This is a genomic window from Curtobacterium sp. UNCCL17, assembly GCF_000686685.1.
GTDB lineage: Bacteria > Actinomycetota > Actinomycetes > Actinomycetales > Microbacteriaceae > Curtobacterium > Curtobacterium flaccumfaciens.
Genome location: NZ_KK366002.1, coordinates 592,913 through 606,569 on the forward strand (window position 1 = coordinate 592,913; position 13,657 = coordinate 606,569).

The window sequence follows — 13,657 nt, forward strand, 5'->3', positions numbered from 1 at the left end:
ACGGGCCTCCCGTCCGTCTGCCTGGTTGCGTCAGCGGGCCCCGATAGCGTGACCCACATGCTCGACGCCACGCCTGCCCCGTTCGACACCCCCGCCGGCCGCATCGTCGGGACGGTCGACGGCGACGTGGTGCGGGTGCTCGGGATCCCGTACGCGCAGGCCGAACGGTTCGCTCCGCCGCAACCGATGCCACCGTTCGCGGGAGAGCTGCACGCGTCCACCCCGTCGCCGGTCGCACCGCAGCCGCACGAGGAGTTCGTCGACCTGCTGCTCAACCCGATCCAGGGCATCGAGGTCGACGAGCACTGCCAGCGACTCTCGATCACGCTGCCCGCCGACGTCCGGCCGGGCGAACAGCTGCCCGTGATGGTCTGGATCCACGGCGGCTCGTACGTCATCGGCGGCGGCGACCTGCCGATCTACGACGCGCGCGACCTGGTGACCGAGCAGCGCGTCATCGTGGTGTCGGTCACGTTCCGGCTCGGCGTGCTCGGGTTCCTCGGTGACGGCGAGAAGATCCCGGCCAACCTCGGGCTCCTCGATCTGGTCGAGTCGCTCCGCTGGGTGCGCGCGAACATCGCGCCGTTCGGCGGCGACCCCGACCTGGTCACCGTCTTCGGGCAGTCGGCCGGCGGGGACGCGGCCGCGCACCTGATGATCAGTGCCGGTGCCGAAGGGCTCTTCCGCCGCGCGATCATCCAGAGCGCGCCGCTCGGGCTGTCCCGTCGTCGGGCCCGGATGAACCGCGCGATGGTCCGGGCGGTCGGCACCGTGCACGCCGACACCCCGCTCGAAGACCTGCTCGACCGGCAGGCACTCGGTACCCGGGCCGCCGCGCCGTACGGACTCGCCGCCGGCATGCCGTTCGGCACCCAGTACGGGTTCGCGCCGCTGCCCGCCGAGCGTGACCTCGACGCCGCGTGGAGCCGGGTCGCGCCCGACGTCGACGTCCTGATCGGGTCCGGTTCGGACGAGGCCGGCATGTACGTGCCGCTCGTGCCCGGCCTGCGTCGGGTCACCCGGTCGCGGGTGCTGCGGTCGGCCCTGCGGTGGTGGGTCGTCCGTCCGCTGTCCGACGTCATCTACGGACGCGACGCCCGACGGTTCACCGAACGGCACCGACGCGCCGGCGGCCGCGCGACCTCGTACCGACTGCACCGCGGTGTCACGAGCGCCCCGACCGGAGCCGTGCACATGAGCGACCTGCCGCTGCTGCTCGGTGGCCGCGAGGCCTGGGCCGGCACCCGGTTCGTCCCCGAACGCGACTGGCCCGAGGTCGAGCGCCGCGGCCGGGCCTTCCGGGCGATCTGGGTCGACTTCGCCCGCACCGGCGAGGTCCGGGCCCCCGACGACGAAACGCTGACGTTCGACCGCGGCTGACCCAGAGCGGGTGACGGTGGCCGCGCCCCCTGAACTGGCGGTCGCGGGCCGCTGACCGGCCCCGCACAATCGTCAGCATGCCCACGACCGACGTCGACCTCCGCGCACGCATCGTCGCCGGGGCGATCAGTGCCTACCGAGCCGGGGACTTCCACCGTGTCGGGCCCGACGAGGTCGCCGAGCACGCCGGGGTCACCGCCGACGAGTTCCATCGGGCGTACCCGACGTGGGAACTCCTGGTGGTCGCGGTCATGGACAAGTGGAACAACGGCAGCCGGCGCCAGCTCTGGCCGATCGCGGAGCGGGACGGCACGGTCGCCTACCTGCGAGCCCGGCTCGCCGCGGGCGTCGAGGACCCGGCCCTCGTGCGGCTCCGGGTCGCGGTGCTCAGCGCCGCCTCGAACCCCGACCACCCCGCCGCCGGGTGGTTCCGCGCGCAGTACACGCGGGCGTTCGAGGACGTCACCCTCGCCCTGGTCCGTGACGTCGTCGCTGGCCGGGAGTCCCGTGGCGCCTCGCCCCGGCACGCCGCCGAGCAGCTCATGGCGCTGTACGAGGGGCTCCAGCTGCAGTCCGTCATCCGGGACGACGGGGAACCGCTCAGCGCCTTCGACCGGGCGGTCGCCCGGATGCGCGTGGGCTGGGCGGCGGCACGCGTCGACGCCTGATCCGGGTCGGGCGACCACGTCGGGTCCGGTCGGCACCATGCGGGCCCGGGGCCTCGAGCGGCGAGCGGTCACGACTCCCCGCGCGTGCAGCGTCGCGTGGTCGTGTTGCGGCGTCTGGCGGTGCCGCAAGCAACGGTTCGTGACCGCTCGGCGGGCAGCCATCGGGGTGTCCTGACCGCGCGTCGGCGTGGACGTCCCGGTGGCACGCCGGACGGCCGGGAGGCCCGTGGCGGCGGCGACTCGCGCCTCCCGGCCCGCGGGGTGGTCGCGACACACCGCGCGGGCTGCCTCGCGTGGTCACGTTCCGTCGTTCGCGGGCGGCGGGGCCGACGGTCGGTGACCGCTCGGCGTGCGGGACGCGGGGGTCGTGACCGGTCGGCGGGCTGGTGGAGCGTCCGCCCCACCCCGGTCCACGGCCTGGAGGCCCGGCGCGGCTGGCAGACGTCGGTGCACCCACCTGGCATGGTCGGCCCATGGAGTACACGGACTACGACACCCGGCTCGCCGCCTACGGCGTGATCACGGACGGTGACCGTGTGCTCCTGGCGAAGCTGCGCCACCCCGATGCGGGCACGTGGACGCTGCCGGGCGGCGGGGTCGAGTTCGACGAGACCGTCGAGCAGGCCGTCGTGCGGGAGATCCGCGAGGAGACCGGGTACGAGGCCCAGGCCGGTGCCCTGCTCGGGGTCCGGCACCACATCGTCCCCGCGGAACGCCGCATCCACGCCAACGGCCGGCCGATGAAGGCCGTGCAGGTGGTGTTCCGGGCGACCATCACCGGGGGAGCCCTGCGGCACGAGCTCGACGGCTCGACCGACGAGTCACGGTGGATCCCCGTCGCCGAGCTCCCGCACCACCGCCACGGCCTGCTCGTGCCGATCGCCCTCGGCTGGGCGGGTGCCCTGTCCCGCTGATCGCATCACCCGGCCGTCAGGACGGCGAACTGCGATGGGACGTCGGCCGGTTGCTGCGCCGCCGACTCGGCCTGATCGTTCATCGCTCACCCAGCAGGGCGGAGATGCTGTCAAGCCAGTTCTGCGTGAGGTACTCGTCGGTGAACAGGTCGCGCCACTGCTCGGTCGGCGCGAACTCCCGCTCGTCCAGGTTCCACTCTGCGCGGACGCGTTCGTGCTCGGCGAGGAGTTCCTCGCGGGTCCATTGCCGTCCCAGCACCTTCGTCATGGCCGTCCTCTCGTCGGTGAGAGGACGGTAGGACGATCAGCAGCGCCGACGCGAGCTTTCGGAATACAACATGTTCACTCCTCGATGACGCTGAGGACGTTGCCCGACGGGTCGGTGAACCAGGCGATGAGCGGGCCGCCCTTCCGGTTCACACCCCGGTCGTCGGTCATCCCCTCGTACTGCAGGAACACGACGCCCTTCGCGGTGAGTTCGTCGACCGCGGCGTCGATGTCCGGCACCGGGAAGTTCAGCACCGTGAAGGCCGCCGGTTCGTGACCCGGCCCCTTCGGGTAGACGAGCACCTGGTGTCCGCCGCCGAGCTGCAGGAAGAGCATGCCGTGGTCCTCGGTGACCTCGACCCCCAGGACGTCCTCGTAGAACGCCTTCGCCTCGGACACGTCGCGCACCGAGAACCCGCTGAACGCCTTCGTCGCATCGACCATGCGGCAAGTGAACCACTGCGGTCCGGCGTCGGTGCGCTCTGCGAGGATGAAGCCGTGAGCGACTCCGGCACGACCGTCGACCAGGCCGTCGAGCGCGCCGTCGAACTGGCCCGTTCGAGCCACCGCACCGTGCTCGGGATCGCCGGAGCACCGGGCGCCGGCAAGTCCACGCTCGCCCGCCGCATCGTCACCGCCGTCGACGACCGCCTGGGTGCGGGCACCGCGGTGCAGGTCCCGATGGACGGCTTCCACCTGTCGAACGCGGCGCTCGACGCCCTCGGCCGGCACGACCGCAAGGGCGCGGCGGACACCTTCGACGCCGACGGGTACGTCGCGCTCGTCCGCCGACTCGTCGCCGCCGCCGAGGACGTGGTGTGGGCACCGGACTTCGACCGTCGCGTGGACGAACCCGTCGCCGGCAGCATCGCGGTGCCCCGCGCAGCCCGACTCGTGGTGTCCGAGGGCAACTACCTGCTCGACGACACCGCTCCGTGGTCGGCGCTGCCGGCGCTCTTCACCGAGACCTGGTTCTGCGCCGTCGCCGACGACGTGCGGCTCGACCGCCTGGTCGGCCGGCACATGCGGCACGGCCGCGACCACGACGCCGCCCGCGCGTGGGCGGTGGAGGTGGACGGCGTGAACGCCGCGAGGGTCGCGCCCACGGTGATCCGGGCCTCCAGGACGGTGTGGACGTGACCACCGACCACCACCACGCGACACGACACGAGGAGCGACCATGACCATCGCCATCACCGGAGCGACCGGCAACATCGGGGGCGCCGTGAGCGCGGCACTCGCCGCGGACGCCGTGCCGTTCCGGATGCTCGTGCGCGACGCCTCGCGTGCGCCGGAGCTTCCGGGCACCGAGGTCGCCGTCGCGACCTTCGCCGACGCCGACGCAAGTCGAGCGGCGCTGCAGGGCGTCGAGGTGCTGCTCATGGTCTCAGCGGCCGAGGCCCAGGACCGCCTCGACCAGCACCGGGCGTTCGTCGCCGCGGCGGCCGACGCGGGCGTGCGGCACGTCGTCTACACGTCGTTCCTCGGCGCGGCTCCCGACGCGACCTTCACGCTCGGACGCGACCACTGGGCGACGGAGCAGGCGATCCGCGAGAGCGGGATGGCGTTCACGTTCCTGCGCGACAGCTTCTACCTGGACTTCGTCGAGGACCTGGTCGGCGAGGACGGCGTGATCCGCGGCCCGGCCGGCGACGGTGCCATGGCCGCGGTCGCCCGCGCCGACGTCGCCCGTGTCGCGACCGCGGTGCTGCACGACCCGGACGCCCACCGCGACCAGACGTACGAGCTGACCGGCCCCGAGGCGATCACCCTCGCCCAGGCGGCGGCGATCGTGTCCGAGGTCCGCGGCCGCACGGTCAGCTACCACCCGGAGACCCTGGACGAGGCGTACGCATCACGTGCGCGGTGGAACCCGGAGCCGTGGCAGGCCGACGCCTGGGTGAGCACCTACACGGCCATCGCCGAGGGGGCGCTCGCGCACGTGTCCGGCGACGTCGAACGCATCACCGGCCGTCCGCCGATGTCCCTGCGCGAGGTGCTCGCCGCGGGCTGATCCGCGCGCGCGGCGCCCGTGCCGACGTCCTCGGTCAGGACACCCGTCGCGCGGCGAACGTCCCGACGACGCCGAGGGTGAGCACCGCGACGAGCACGACGAGCAGCGGTGCCGTCCAGGTCCCCGTCGCACCGTGCAGGGCACCGGCGACGAGCGGCCCGGCCGACCCGAGCAGGTACCCGCCGCCCTGCACGAACGCGGACATCCGGCGGGCGTCGGCGTCGCTCGAGACGATCCGCACGATCACGATGAAGATCACGGTGATGCCGCCACCCTGGGCCGCACCGCCGAGCACCGACCACAGCAACCAGAGCTCCGGGGCGAACAGCAGCCCGAGCGGCATCGCCAGCCACAGCGTGCCGACCAGGGCGATGATCGCCGCCGGACGCCACCGGGTCGCGAGCAGCGGGACACCGAGCGCCCCCACGACGGCCAGGATCTGGAACACCGACGAGCTCGCGCCCGACGACGCCTTCGAGAAGCCGATCTCGTCGTGCAGCAGCGTCGGGATCCACGCGGTGAGGGCGTAGTACGAGAACGCCTGACCGCCGAAGGCGAACGTCAGGCCCCAGGTGATGAGCCGTCGTGCCGGTCGGATGGGCTCGGCGGCGGCGACCCGTGCGGCCTCGGCGGCGCGGGCGGTCCGGATCGCCCCGGTGTCGAGCACCTGGTCGATGGGGCCGGTGACGGGCAGCGGTTCGTCCCGCTCGGACGGCAGCGGGCGACGCCAGGCGTCCCGAGCGCCGACCGCGTAGGTCCAGGCAGCGGCGGCGATGAGTGCGAAGACCGCCCAGATCGCGATCGCGACCGGCCAGCCCCACAGGGCGGCCAGGGGAGCGGTGCCGAGCGACGTGATCATCGACCCGACGTTGAGCGCCGACGTGTACACGCCGGTGACCAGGCCGACGCGTTCCGGCGAGGTGTCCCGCCGGATGACCACCGGGATCACCACGTTGCCGATCGTGATGCCGATGCCGATGACCGCGGTGCCGATCAGCAGCGCCGCCGACGAGGGCATCGAGCGCACCACGGTGCCGGCGAGCACGATGACGAGCGACAGGGACACGGCGCGCTCGGGGTCCGCCTTCGCGATGACCCAGCTGGCGAACGGCGTCGCGAGGGCGAAGCACAGCACCGGGATCGTCGTCAGCAGCCCGGCGATCGTCGCGGTCAGGCCGAGGTCGGCGCGGACGTCGCTGATGACCGGGGCGGTCGCGACGATCGGGCCGCGGAAGTTCAGTGCGATCAGGACGATGGCCGCCGGCAGCAGCCAGGCGGCACCGCGGAGCCCCCGCCGGACGACGTCGCCGCTCATGCGGACGGCGTCGCGGACGGCAGCAGGATCGGCAGCAGGTCGAGCGGGGTGGCGGCGCGGGCGATGGTGCCCTCGGCCTCGTCGGGGGAGCCGTAGCCCCACTCGGCGAAGACGACCGGGACGCCGTGCACGGTCGCGCCCTCGACGTCGTGCTTCCGGTCGCCGATCAGCACCGGGCGGCTGGTGTCGAAGCCGTGGGCCTCGAGTCGTCGCAGTGCCTCTTCGACGACGTCGGCCTTGCTCGACCGCACCTCGTCGTCGCTCGCGCCCGTGATGATGTCGATGTCCCCGGTGAGCCCGTAGTGCTCGAGGATGTAGGTCGCCGGGGTCTCCGGCTTGCTCGTCGCCGTCGAGATCGGCAGCCCCGCCTGGTGCAGGGTGCGCAGCACGACGTCGATGTCCGGGAACATCTCGGAGTCGAGCGCCCCGTGCGAGAAGTAGTGCTCGCGGTAGACGGCGAGGGTGCGGTCGGCGAGCTCCTCGTCCATGCCCATCGCGACCCGGAACGTGTCCATGATCGGCGGGCCCACGAACGACATCAGGGTGTCGTGGTCCGGCACCGGGACGCCGACGGTGCGGAAGGTGTGCGTCAGGCTCTCGAGGATGCCCGGCGCGGAGTCGCTGATGGTGCCGTCGAGGTCGAACAGGATGGCGGAGAACGGGCTGGTCATGTCCTGTCCACCCTAGCCGGGCCGTGGCGGCGACCATCCGGGATCCGTCGGCGGCGGGGCGGGGGTGTGCCGTGCCTCCAGGCCGGACGGTCCGCCGCGGCTCAGAACAGGCGGGTGTGGCCGCCCTCGATGCCGCGCATCGCGTCGTAGTCGAGCACGAGGACGCGGATACCGCGGTCCTCGGCGAGGGTTCGTGCCTGCGGTGCCACCGTCTGCGCCGCCAGCACGCCCTGCACCGGACGCAGGTGCGGGTCGCGGTTCATGAGCTCGAGGTACCGGGTGAGCTGCTCGACCGCGTCGATGTTGGCGTTGCGCTTCATCTCGACCGCGACGCTCGCCCCTGCGTCGTCGCGGGCCAGGATGTCGACCGGCCCGATCGCCGTCATGTACTCGCGGCGGACCAGGGTGTGGCCGTCACCGAGGAGCTCGATCTGCTCGGCCAGGAGCTGCTGCAGGTGCGCCTCGACCCCGTCCTTCACCAGGCCCGGGTCGACGCCCAGGTCGTGGGTCTCGTCGGACACGACCTCGTACAGGGAGACGATGAGCTTGTCCTGCGTCTTCTTCTGCGTCACCGTCCACACCTGCGTGATGCCGGCGCTCGACTGCTCGTCGTCCGGCTCGGTGATCTCGATCGAGCAGGGCGGGCTCATCCAGTTCAGCGGCTTGTAGCTGCCGCCGTCGGAGTGCACGAGCAGGGAGCCGTCCGCCTTGAGCATGAGCAGGCGGGTCGCGAGCGGCAGGTGGGCTGAGAGCCGGCCCGCGTAGTCGACGGAGCACCGGGCGATGACGAGACGCACCCCGGAAGCCTAACCGGCGTGGTGTCGTCGACCGGACGAGGCGCGCGGCCCGTGCAGCGTGCACGGATTCACATGGCTGTAACGACGTTCTGCACATGTACCGCAAACCGATGCCGTCCTACCGTGGCTGACACCCCGATCGGCCCACGCCGACACCCCTCCCCGAGGAGCCACGATGGCCAGCGAGACCGCAGTGTCAGCACCACGAACCCCCCGTTCCGAGTCGGTCGCCGTCGACGACTACTCGCTCAGCCGAGTCCCGATGTCCGCACGCTACGGCTGGTTCCAGGTCGCCGTGCAGCGCTTCGGGCAGATCTCGGCCCTGTCCCAGTTCCTGCTCGGTGCGACGCTCGGCTTCGGCATGAGCTTCTGGGACGCCTTCTGGGCGATCACCCTGGGCGCCGTGATCCTGGAGATCGTCTCGGTGCTCGTCGGCGTCATCGGCGTCAAGGAGGGCCTGAACACCTCGGTCATCGCCCGCTGGACGGGCTTCGGCAAGGCCGGCTCGGCGCTGGTCGGGCTGGCGATCGGGCTGAGCCTGATCGGCTGGTTCGGCATCCAGTCGGGTGTCTCGGCGGCCGGCCTCGTCTCGATCCTGCCGATCCTGCCCGCCTGGGCGTGGTCGCTCGTGTTCGGGCTGCTCGTCACCGCCATCGTCCTGCGCGGGTTCCACTCGATGCAGTGGCTGGCGAACGTGACCGTGCCGCTGTTCCTGGTGCTCGTCGGCTGGGCGGTCATCGTCGAGCTGAGCCGGCACTCGATCGCCGAGCTCGCGGCGCGTGCCCCGGCCGGTCCGGAGCTGAGCTTCGTGGCCGGCACCACCCTGGTGGCCGGCGGGTTCATCGTCGGTGCCGTGATCACGCCGGACATGACCCGCTTCAACCGGTCGGTCGGCGACGTCGTGAAGCAGACGCTGCTCGGCGTGACGCTCGGCGAGTACGTCATCGGCCTGGCCGGTGTCCTGCTCGCCCACGCCGTCGGCTCCGCGGACATCACCCGCGTGATCACGTCGAGCGTCGGCTGGGTCGGCATCCTCGTGATCCTGCTCGGCACGTTCAAGATCAACGACTGGAACATCTACAGCTCGAGCCTCGGCGTCACGAACTTCATCGACGCGGTGTTCGGCAAGCAGGTGAACCGCGGGCTCGTGACGCTCGTGATGGGCGTCGTCGGCTCGGTGCTCGCCGCGGTCGGGTTCCTCGGGGCCCTCACACCGTTCCTGTCGGTGCTCGGGGTCGTCTTCCCGCCCATCGCCGGGATCATGGTGGCGGAGTACTTCGTCGTGAAGCGCTGGCGCCGCGAGCTGAGCGACGCCGAGAACATCCCGGCGACCTCGCCCACCTGGGTGCCGGCCACCCTGGTCATCTGGGCGATCGCATCGCTCATCGGGTACTTCGTCGCCGTCGGCATCCCGTCGATCAACTCCGTGGTCATCGCCTTCGTGCTCTACGTGGTCGCCGGCAAGGTCGGGCTGATCCGCGGCGTCGGTGTCAGTCGGACCGAGGCCGTGCCGGCTGCATCGTCCGCCCCGGTCGCCGCAGCGCCCGCCGCCCCGGCCACCCCGGCCGCCTGACCCGGGCGCTCCCCGAACGGCCGGTCGCGTCGCCGCACCCCTGATCCGCGCGACGGCGCGGCCGGTCCCCACGAACAAGCACCACCTCACGACCAAGCACCACCCCGCGAACACCGCACCACCGCACCCCGCACCCGCACCACCGAAGGGAACCCCCATGCGCATCGGCATCGACGTCGGCGGCACCAACACGGACGCCGTCCTGATGGACGGCAGCACCGTCCGTGCGGCGGTCAAGCGGTCCACCACCCCCGACGTCACCTCGGGCATCGTCGCCGCACTCGACAGCCTGCGCGAGCAGCACGCCTTCGGCCCCACGGACATCGACGGCGTGATGATCGGCACCACCCACTTCATCAACGCCCTGGTCGAGGCACGCGGCCTCGCCCCGACCGCCGCGGTCCGCCTGGGCCTGCCGGCGACGGCGTCACTGCCCCCGTTCACGGACTGGCCCGGGCACCTGGTGTCGGCCGTGCACGCCCAGCCGTTCCTGGCGCACGGCGGCCACGAGTTCGACGGCCGCGTCATCTCCGAGCTCGACCCCGAGGAACTCAAGCGGCACGCCGGTGCCATCGCGGCCGCGGGCATCCGTTCCGTCGCGATCTCGTCGGTGTTCTCCCCGATCAACGACGAGTTCGAGCAGCGCGCGCAGGAGATCATGGCTGCGGAGCTCGGGCCGGACGTGGCGTTCTCGCTGTCGTCCGAGATCGGTCGCATCGGCCTGCTCGAGCGCGAGAACGCGACGATCATCAACGCGGCGCTCCGTGAGCTCGCCGACCGCATCGTGGACGGCCTGTCCGGGTCGGTCACGGGCAGCGGCATCGACGCACCGCTCTTCCTGAGCCAGAACGACGGCACCCTGATGGACGTCGAGTACGCCCGTCGCTACCCGGTCGCGACGTTCGCCTCGGGCCCGACGAACTCGATGCGTGGTGCAGCCGTGCTGTCCGGCTTCGACACCTGTGCGGTCGTCGACGTCGGCGGCACGACGAGCGACGTCGGCGTCCTGACCGCGGGCTTCCCGCGTGAGGCCACGGGCGAGGTCGCCGTCGCCGGCATCCGCACGAACTTCCGGATGCCCGACGTCCTGTCCGTCGGCATCGGCGGCGGCTCCCGCATCCGCGAGGACGGCAGCGTCGTCGGGCCGGACTCCGTCGGGTACCGCCTGACCGAGGAGGGCCTGGTCTTCGGCGGTACCACCCTGACCGCCACCGACGTGGCCGTCCGCCGTGGCCGCGGCGCGATCGGGGACCCGTCGCTCGTCGCCGGGGTGCCGGCCGAGGTCGCCGCCCGCGCGCTCGACGTCATCGCGGAGCGCGTCGCCGACATCGTCGAGCGGATGCGCACATCGTCCGACCCGCTGCCCGTCGTGGCGGTCGGCGGCGGCTCGGTGCTGCTGCCCGACACCCTGCCCGGACTCGGCACCGTGCACCGCCCGGAGCACTACTCGGTCGCCAACGCCATCGGTGCGGCGATCGCGCAGGTCAGCGGCGAGGTCGACAAGGTCTACGCGATCAGCGACGGCCGCCGGTCAGCCGTGGTCGACGAGGCCCGGCAAGAGGCCGTCGACCGTGCCATCGCGGCCGGCGCCGACCCCGGCTCGGTGGACATCGTCGACTTCGACGAGGTCCCGATCCCGTACCTGCCGGGCAACGCGACACGGATCCGCGCCAAGGCCGTCGGCGACCTGGCACTCGGGGCGCTGGTCCGATGAGCGCCACGCAAGCCGCGCCCCGCGCCGCAGCCGCGCAAGCCGCCGCCGCAGCCGCGCAAGCCGCGCCCACAGCTCCCCTCCTCACCGCCATCGGCGCCGACTGCTCCGCCCTCGCCCGCGGCGCAGCGATCCTCGGCACCGGCGGCGGCGGTGACCCCTACATCGGGCGCCTGCTCGCCGAGGCCGCCGTCCGCGCCCACGGCCCGGTCGAGATCGTCCAGGTCGAGGACCTGCCCGACGACGCCGTGGTGCTCTCGGTCGCGATGATCGGCGCTCCCACGGTGATGGTCGAGAAGCTGCCGTCCGCCGGCCAGTTCGCCGAGGCCATCCGCAGCCTGTCGGCGTTCCTCAACGTGACCCCGACCCACCTGGCCTGCATCGAGGTCGGCGGCGTGAACTCGACGACCCCGATCGTCGCCGCTGCCGAGCTCGGCCTGCCCCTGGTCGACGGCGACGGCATGGGGCGCGCCTTCCCCGAGGTGCAGATGGTGCTGCCGACCCTGTCCGGGGTCAGCGCGACACCGATGGCCCTGGCCGACGAGAAGGGAAACACCGTCGTCTTCGACACGGTCGACAACCGGTGGGCGGAACGGCTCGCCCGCACGGCGACGGTCGAGATGGGCTGCTCCGCGATCACGGCGCAGTACGCCATGTCCGGCGCGCAGGTGAAGGAGTCGTTCGTCCGCGGCAGCCTGTCGCTGAGCGTCCGGCTCGGCGAGACGCTGGTGCGCGCACGCAGCGAGAACGCCGACCCCGTCACGGCGGTCACCGAGGTGCTCGGCGGCACGGTCGTGTTCGAGGGCAAGGTCGCCGACATCGAGCGCAAGACCGTCACCGGGTTCGCCCGTGGCACGGCCCGCATCACCGGTTCCGGCAGCGACACCGGCCTGGAGGCGGTGCTCCGGTTCCAGAACGAGCACCTGCTGGTCGAGGTGGCCGGCCAGGTCCGCACCACGGCTCCCGACCTCATCATCACCTTGGACGCCGAGACCGGCGAGCCGATCACCACCGAGGCCCTGCGGTTCGGCGCCCGCATCCGGATCGTCACGGCACCGGCCGACGAGCGTTGGCACTCCCCGGACGGCCTGCGCCTGGCCGGCCCGCGGTACTTCGGCTACGACACCCCCGCGGTCCGCCACGACGGCACCACGAGCGCGGGGGAACCGAGCACGGGTGGAACGAGCACGGGAGAGAACCGATGAGCTGGATCCTCGACGTCGACGACCTGCCCGACCTGGCCCGCGGCGCCGCGCTGCTCGGCACCGGCGGCGGAGGCGACCCCACCATCGGGATGCTCCTGGTCCGTGCCGCGATCGAACAGCACGGCCCCGTCACGATCCTCGACCCGTCCGAGGTGCCCGACGACGCCCTCGTCATCCCCACCGCGCAGATGGGCGCACCGACCGTGGTGCTCGAACGCATCCCGGCCGGACCGGAACCGCTCGGCGCCCTCCGTCGGCTCGAGGCCCACCTGGGCCGGACGGCGACCGCCACGATGCCCATCGAGTGCGGCGGCATCAACTCGATGATCCCGCTGCTCGTCGGTGCCACCGGCGGCCTGCCCGTGGTCGACGCGGACGGCATGGGCCGCGCGTTCCCCGAGCTGCAGATGGAGACGTTCTCGGTCTACGGGGTCCCCGGCAGTCCGCTCGCGATCAGCGACGAGAACGGCCACGGCGTCATCATCGAGACCGGCACGGACAACAAGAAGATGGAGTGGCTCGCCCGCGGGGTCACCATCCGGCTCGGCGGCGTCGCCTACATCGCCGAGTACGCCATGTCCGGCCGCCAGGTGCAGGAGACCGCCGTCCCGCGCACGCTCTCCCTGGCACTCGCCGTCGGTCGGGCCATCCGGCTCGCCCGCGAAGCCCACCGCGACCCCATCGACGCGCTCGCCGAGGCCCTCGGCACGACGATCTACACGCACCTGCGCGAGCTGTTCGACGGCAAGGTCGTCGACGTCGAGCGCCGCACGGTCGACGGGTTCGCCCGCGGTCGTGCCACCGTGCAGGGGACCGACGGCTCCGAGCTCGAACTCCGGTTCCAGAACGAGAACCTGGTCGCCCGGCGGGACGGCCGCCTCGTCGCCGTCGTGCCCGACCTGATCTGCGTCCTCGACGCCGAGACCGCCGAGCCGATCACCACCGAGCGCCTGCGGTTCGGGCAGCGCGTCCGGGTCATCGGCATCTCGACGCCCGACCTGATGCGGACCCCGGAGGCGCTCGCCGTGTTCGGGCCGTCGTGCTTCGGGCTCGACGAACCGTTCGTCCCGGTCGAGGACCTGCACGAGCACGTCCGCCCGGCCGCCCCGGCGGCCGGCTGACGAGCGGGCCGCGCGCCGACC

At 72.5% G+C, this 13,657-nt stretch carries 14 protein-coding genes; 9 read left to right on the forward strand and 5 right to left on the reverse strand.

What is annotated here, in order from left to right; genetic code table 11:
• Window positions 1-57 precede the first annotated feature (57 nt).
• From BR70_RS0116690 to BR70_RS0116700, 3 genes are all read left to right on the forward strand, one after another.
• Complete coding sequence (locus BR70_RS0116690; RefSeq protein ID WP_027466984.1) at window positions 58-1,380, forward strand: carboxylesterase family protein; 1,323 nt, start codon at window positions 58-60, stop codon at window positions 1,378-1,380.
• A 77-nt stretch (window positions 1,381-1,457) separates the two neighbouring features.
• The gene (locus BR70_RS22605) at window positions 1,458-2,048 is read left to right on the forward strand and encodes a TetR/AcrR family transcriptional regulator (RefSeq protein ID WP_027466985.1); all 591 of its coding nucleotides are present in this window, start codon (window positions 1,458-1,460) and stop codon (window positions 2,046-2,048) included.
• Between the two features lie 473 nt (window positions 2,049-2,521).
• Entirely contained in the window at window positions 2,522-2,962 is a 441-nt protein-coding gene (locus BR70_RS0116700) for an NUDIX hydrolase (RefSeq protein WP_027466986.1), read from the forward strand.
• Between the two features lie 79 nt (window positions 2,963-3,041).
• On the opposite strand, the gene BR70_RS0116705 is transcribed toward BR70_RS0116700, so the two are convergent.
• Together BR70_RS0116705 and BR70_RS0116710 are read right to left on the reverse strand one after the other, a co-directional pair.
• A complete protein-coding gene (locus tag BR70_RS0116705; protein ID WP_027466987.1) occupies window positions 3,042-3,230 on the reverse strand; it encodes a hypothetical protein in 189 nt (62 codons plus the stop codon).
• 74 nt (window positions 3,231-3,304) lie between these two features.
• A complete protein-coding gene (locus BR70_RS0116710) occupies window positions 3,305-3,673 on the reverse strand; it encodes a VOC family protein (protein ID WP_027466988.1) in 369 nt (122 codons plus the stop codon).
• Window positions 3,674-3,727: 54 nt separating this feature from the next.
• Between BR70_RS0116710 and BR70_RS0116715 the strand changes: the two genes are divergently transcribed.
• Window positions 3,728-4,369 (forward strand): nucleoside/nucleotide kinase family protein, encoded by a 642-nt coding sequence (locus tag BR70_RS0116715; protein WP_027466989.1) that lies wholly within the window; start codon window positions 3,728-3,730, stop codon window positions 4,367-4,369.
• A gap of 40 nt (window positions 4,370-4,409) precedes the next feature.
• Window positions 4,410-5,243 carry an SDR family oxidoreductase gene (locus tag BR70_RS0116720; RefSeq protein ID WP_027466990.1) on the forward strand — a complete coding sequence of 278 codons (834 nt, stop codon included), beginning with the start codon at window positions 4,410-4,412 and terminating at the stop codon, window positions 5,241-5,243.
• A gap of 34 nt (window positions 5,244-5,277) precedes the next feature.
• Here the strand turns inward: BR70_RS0116720 and BR70_RS0116725 are convergent, their stop codons facing one another.
• The 3 genes from BR70_RS0116725 to nucS form a co-directional block, all read right to left on the reverse strand.
• A complete protein-coding gene (locus BR70_RS0116725; protein WP_027466991.1) occupies window positions 5,278-6,558 on the reverse strand; it encodes an MFS transporter in 1,281 nt (426 codons plus the stop codon).
• Window positions 6,555-7,229: an HAD hydrolase-like protein gene (locus BR70_RS0116730; protein WP_027466992.1), complete on the reverse strand. Its 675-nt coding sequence runs from the start codon at window positions 7,227-7,229 to the stop codon at window positions 6,555-6,557. Before BR70_RS0116730 ends, BR70_RS0116725 begins: the two co-directional genes overlap by 4 nt.
• A 101-nt stretch (window positions 7,230-7,330) precedes the next feature.
• Complete coding sequence (gene nucS, locus BR70_RS0116735) at window positions 7,331-8,026, reverse strand: endonuclease NucS (RefSeq protein ID WP_027466993.1); 696 nt, start codon at window positions 8,024-8,026, stop codon at window positions 7,331-7,333.
• A 175-nt stretch (window positions 8,027-8,201) separates the two neighbouring features.
• On the opposite strand from nucS, the gene BR70_RS0116740 reads away from it, so the two are divergent.
• From BR70_RS0116740 to BR70_RS0116755, 4 genes are all read left to right on the forward strand, one after another.
• Entirely contained in the window at window positions 8,202-9,599 is a 1,398-nt protein-coding gene (locus BR70_RS0116740) for a purine-cytosine permease family protein (RefSeq protein ID WP_051597043.1), read from the forward strand.
• A 157-nt stretch (window positions 9,600-9,756) separates the two neighbouring features.
• Window positions 9,757-11,313 (forward strand): hydantoinase/oxoprolinase N-terminal domain-containing protein, encoded by a 1,557-nt coding sequence (locus BR70_RS0116745; protein WP_027466995.1) that lies wholly within the window; start codon window positions 9,757-9,759, stop codon window positions 11,311-11,313.
• A complete protein-coding gene (locus BR70_RS0116750; protein WP_027466996.1) occupies window positions 11,310-12,515 on the forward strand; it encodes a DUF917 domain-containing protein in 1,206 nt (401 codons plus the stop codon). Before BR70_RS0116745 ends, BR70_RS0116750 begins: the two co-directional genes overlap by 4 nt.
• Window positions 12,512-13,636: a DUF917 domain-containing protein gene (locus tag BR70_RS0116755; protein WP_027466997.1), complete on the forward strand. Its 1,125-nt coding sequence runs from the start codon at window positions 12,512-12,514 to the stop codon at window positions 13,634-13,636. Before BR70_RS0116750 ends, BR70_RS0116755 begins: the two co-directional genes overlap by 4 nt.
• Window positions 13,637-13,657 lie beyond the last annotated feature (21 nt).

Excerpts from the sequence above, each read along its gene's own strand:
- BR70_RS0116690 (WP_027466984.1), top strand. The coding sequence starts at position 58 with ATGCTCGACGCCACGCCTGCCCCGTTCGACACCCCCGCCGGCCGCATC.
- BR70_RS22605 (WP_027466985.1), top strand. The coding sequence starts at position 1,458 with ATGCCCACGACCGACGTCGACCTCCGCGCACGCATCGTCGCCGGGGCG.
- BR70_RS0116700 (WP_027466986.1), top strand. The coding sequence starts at position 2,522 with ATGGAGTACACGGACTACGACACCCGGCTCGCCGCCTACGGCGTGATC.
- BR70_RS0116705 (WP_027466987.1), bottom strand. The coding sequence starts at position 3,230 with ATGACGAAGGTGCTGGGACGGCAATGGACCCGCGAGGAACTCCTCGCC.
- BR70_RS0116710 (WP_027466988.1), bottom strand. The coding sequence starts at position 3,673 with ATGGTCGATGCGACGAAGGCGTTCAGCGGGTTCTCGGTGCGCGACGTG.
- BR70_RS0116720 (WP_027466990.1), top strand. The coding sequence starts at position 4,410 with ATGACCATCGCCATCACCGGAGCGACCGGCAACATCGGGGGCGCCGTG.
- BR70_RS0116725 (WP_027466991.1), bottom strand. The coding sequence starts at position 6,558 with ATGAGCGGCGACGTCGTCCGGCGGGGGCTCCGCGGTGCCGCCTGGCTG.
- BR70_RS0116730 (WP_027466992.1), bottom strand. The coding sequence starts at position 7,229 with ATGACCAGCCCGTTCTCCGCCATCCTGTTCGACCTCGACGGCACCATC.
- BR70_RS0116740 (WP_051597043.1), top strand. The coding sequence starts at position 8,202 with ATGGCCAGCGAGACCGCAGTGTCAGCACCACGAACCCCCCGTTCCGAG.
- BR70_RS0116745 (WP_027466995.1), top strand. The coding sequence starts at position 9,757 with ATGCGCATCGGCATCGACGTCGGCGGCACCAACACGGACGCCGTCCTG.
- BR70_RS0116750 (WP_027466996.1), top strand. The coding sequence starts at position 11,310 with ATGAGCGCCACGCAAGCCGCGCCCCGCGCCGCAGCCGCGCAAGCCGCC.
- BR70_RS0116755 (WP_027466997.1), top strand. The coding sequence starts at position 12,512 with ATGAGCTGGATCCTCGACGTCGACGACCTGCCCGACCTGGCCCGCGGC.